This is a genomic window from Kitasatospora sp. NPDC057198 (genome assembly GCF_042670125.1).
Lineage (GTDB): Bacteria > Actinomycetota > Actinomycetes > Streptomycetales > Streptomycetaceae > Kitasatospora.
In genome coordinates, this window is sequence record NZ_JBHUWH010000708.1 from 1 (window position 1) to 2,727 (window position 2,727).

The 2,727-nt window shown below is 73.3% G+C and carries 5 protein-coding genes; 4 read left to right on the forward strand and 1 reads right to left on the reverse strand.

All coding sequences use genetic code 11. The features are described from left to right. The first annotated feature begins 29 nt into the window (after window positions 1–29). Window positions 30–320, forward strand: a complete 291-nt coding sequence (locus tag ACFUEL_RS38055; protein ID WP_380242550.1) for a chaplin — start codon at window positions 30–32, stop codon at window positions 318–320. Window positions 321–433: 113 nt separating this feature from the next. After that, window positions 434–817, forward strand: coding sequence for a hypothetical protein (locus ACFUEL_RS38060; RefSeq protein WP_380242551.1), 384 nt, complete (start codon window positions 434–436; stop codon window positions 815–817). A 69-nt stretch (window positions 818–886) separates the two neighbouring features. Here the strand turns inward: ACFUEL_RS38060 and ACFUEL_RS38065 are convergent, their stop codons facing one another. Then, window positions 887–1,594: a hypothetical protein gene (locus ACFUEL_RS38065; RefSeq protein ID WP_380242553.1), complete on the reverse strand. Its 708-nt coding sequence runs from the start codon at window positions 1,592–1,594 to the stop codon at window positions 887–889. A gap of 295 nt (window positions 1,595–1,889) precedes the next feature. On the opposite strand from ACFUEL_RS38065, the gene ACFUEL_RS38070 reads away from it, so the two are divergent. Further along, window positions 1,890–2,234: a hypothetical protein gene (locus ACFUEL_RS38070; RefSeq protein WP_030457845.1), complete on the forward strand. Its 345-nt coding sequence runs from the start codon at window positions 1,890–1,892 to the stop codon at window positions 2,232–2,234. A 147-nt stretch (window positions 2,235–2,381) separates the two neighbouring features. After that, entirely contained in the window at window positions 2,382–2,726 is a 345-nt protein-coding gene (locus ACFUEL_RS38075) for a rodlet layer protein (RefSeq protein WP_380242557.1), read from the forward strand. The last annotated feature ends 1 nt before the right edge of the window (window position 2,727 follow it).

Genomic DNA, 2,727 nt, shown 5'->3' on the forward strand with positions numbered 1-2,727 from the left:
CCTCTGTGTGATCTAGGAGATCAACCCCCATGCAGAACGTGAAGAAGGCCGCCGTCCTGTCGGCCGCCGCTGCCGGCCTGGTGCTCGGCTCGGCCGGCCTGGCCAACGCCTCGGCCGGCGCCGAGGGCGTCGCCGCCAACTCCCCCGGCGTGCTCTCCGGCAACGCCGTGCAGGTGCCGGTGCACGTCCCGGTGAACGTCTGCGGCAACTCGATCAACGTCATCGGCCTGCTGAACCCGGCGTTCGGCAACTCCTGCGCCAACGTCGACATGCCCGTCGTCGAGGAGCCCCCGGCGCCGCCGGTCGGCGACGACTGCTGAACAGCCCCCGGCTGATCGGCACCCCCGTGCAGACCGCCCCCCGGCCCCGCGGCCGGGGGGCCGCTCGCGTTCCTCCCCGGAGCACCGCTCCGCTCACCCCGAAGGATTGGCCGATGACCCGGAAGACCACCGGCGCCGTCGCCGCGCTCGGCGCCGCGATGCTGCTCGGCGGCGTCACCGCCCAGGCCGCGCACGCCGAGGCGGACACGCTCGGCGGGCTCCCCGCGCCCACCACCCACCTGCAGAACACCGACGCCCAGCAGGCCCTCGGCGGCACCACCAGCGCGCTGGGCTACGCCGTCGCCCCGGTGAAGGAGCTGCGGCTCGACCCGTGGGCCGGCTCCGGCGCGGACGTGCTGAACAACGGCGTCGCGGTCGTCCCCGACAACGGCGTCGCGCCGGTCGGCACCGCCCCGCTCACCGCGCCGCTGTCCGGCGGCGGCGGGGCGGAGGACCTCCCGCTGGCCGGCCCGCTGCTCGGCGTGCTGCCGGGCTGAGCGCGGACACCGAGCGGCCCGGCCTCCCCCCGCGGGGAGACCGGGCCGCTGCGTGCCGCCGGCGGTCCGTCAGACCTGGGCCTGGTTGAGCCCGTTGGCGAGGATGCCCACCGGGTCGGCCTGGTCGACCATCTCGCCGGTGGTGGCGGTGGTGGTGGCGGCCAGGTTCCGCACCGAGTCGGTGACCGAGATCTGGTCCTGCTCGCCGCCGAGCGAGGCGCTCGCCCCCGGGACGGCCTGCACCGGCGCGGTCACCAGGTGCGGGTCGACCTTGTCCAGGGTGAGCGCGGCATCGGTGAGCTGACCGCTCTGGCCCTCGACGAAGGAGACCGGCTGCCCCAGGCCCACCGCCGGACCGCCCAGGTTGAGCGGGGCGGCCGGGGCGTCCACGCCGAGGGCGCCGAGCTCGGTGCTCCGGTCGACCTCGGGCAGCGGCAGCACCGCGCCCAGCGAGGGGCCGACCTTGCCGCCGTTGAGCGCGGGCAGCACGTGGTCCGGGATCGGCTGGGTGGGGCTCTGGCCCGTCCCGGTGGGCGGCATCAGCGGCGAGGTCGGGATCCCGCCGTGGACCTCGCCGCCGTCCGGCAGCAGCGGCAGCGGCGCGGTCGCCGCGCTGAGCGGGATGCTGAACGGCACCTCCTGGGTGGCCAGGCCGTTCTCGATCGCGGCCACCTCGGCCGGGGTCTTCGGGGCCGCCTGGGCCACGCCCTGGGTCGCCGCCACGCCGGCGCCGACCGCCAGCAGCAGAGCGCCGGTCGCCCGCTTGGAGAGCTTCATCGTGTTCGCCGTTCGTTCGGGAAAGTTCGTTCGGAAAGTTCGTTCGGAAAGCTGGTTCGCGTGCCCGGTGGGCACCCTGGCGAACGATCCAGCTGCCCGACGGATAGCGGCAGTTAACCGGAACGGCTGAATAATCCGATCTCCGCACCGTCGAAAATCCGACCGGCGCGCGGGCGAAACGGTGATCGCCGACGAATTTCCGGAAGACCCCGTAACTTTCCGAGCCGCCATTCTTTGATCCCGACGACGACGGGGCAGCACCCCTCGAACGGCATTTCAGAGAGGTATCTCCACCATGCTCAAGAAGACTTTCGCTACCGTCGGCCTGGCCGCCGCCGCGCTGGCCGCGGTGTCCACCCCCGCCGTCGCCATCGGCAACGCGGACGGTTCGGCCGGCTCGATCCAGGGCAACGGCGGCACCAACGCCACCGGCACCTGGGGCAACAACAGCCCGAACTTCCACTTCGCCGACAACCCGAACATCTGCCTCCCGGAGATCCACAACATCGGCGTCGGCGTGCTCGGCGTCGCGGTTCCGGTCGAGGTCGACGCGCTCAACAACCAGCCCAAGCAGACCTGCGTGGTCGGCCAGGGCACCCTCGGCAGCGGCGACGGCGGCGTCTCCCACCTGGTCGGCTGACCCACCGTCACTGCCCCCGGCGCGGAGCCCCACGCTCCGCGCGGCACCACCCGCCGGGTCCGCTCCCCCGGTCCGGCGGTCAGGACCCGGCGCGAGCCACGCACCGGTCCGCTGCTCCACTCCATCAGATCCGAAAAGGAAAACCCAATGATCAAGAAGGCTCTCGCCGCCGCCGGCCTCGCCGCCGCCGGTCTCGCCTCGATCGCCTCCCCGGCGATGGCCATCGGCGACGCGGACGGCGCCGCCACCTCGGTGCAGGGCAACGGCGGCACCAACGCCACCGGCACCTCGGGCAACCACAGCCCGAACTTCCACACCCTGGACAACCCGAACCTCTGCCTCCCCGAGGTGCACAACATCGCCGTCGCCGTCATCGGCGTCGCGGTGCCGGTCGAGGCCGGTGTCCTGAACAACGAGCCGTCGCAGACCTGCGTCGTCGGCCAGAACACCGTGGGCAGCGGCGACGGTGGCGTCTCCCACCTGATCGGCTGAC

Coding starts and splice junctions, on each gene's coding strand:
- ACFUEL_RS38055 (WP_380242550.1), top strand. CDS start 30: ATGCAGAACGTGAAGAAGGCCGCCGTCCTGTCGGCCGCCGCTGCCGGC.
- ACFUEL_RS38065 (WP_380242553.1), bottom strand. CDS start 1,594: ATGAAGCTCTCCAAGCGGGCGACCGGCGCTCTGCTGCTGGCGGTCGGC.
- ACFUEL_RS38070 (WP_030457845.1), top strand. CDS start 1,890: ATGCTCAAGAAGACTTTCGCTACCGTCGGCCTGGCCGCCGCCGCGCTG.
- ACFUEL_RS38060 (WP_380242551.1), top strand. CDS start 434: ATGACCCGGAAGACCACCGGCGCCGTCGCCGCGCTCGGCGCCGCGATG.
- ACFUEL_RS38075 (WP_380242557.1), top strand. CDS start 2,382: ATGATCAAGAAGGCTCTCGCCGCCGCCGGCCTCGCCGCCGCCGGTCTC.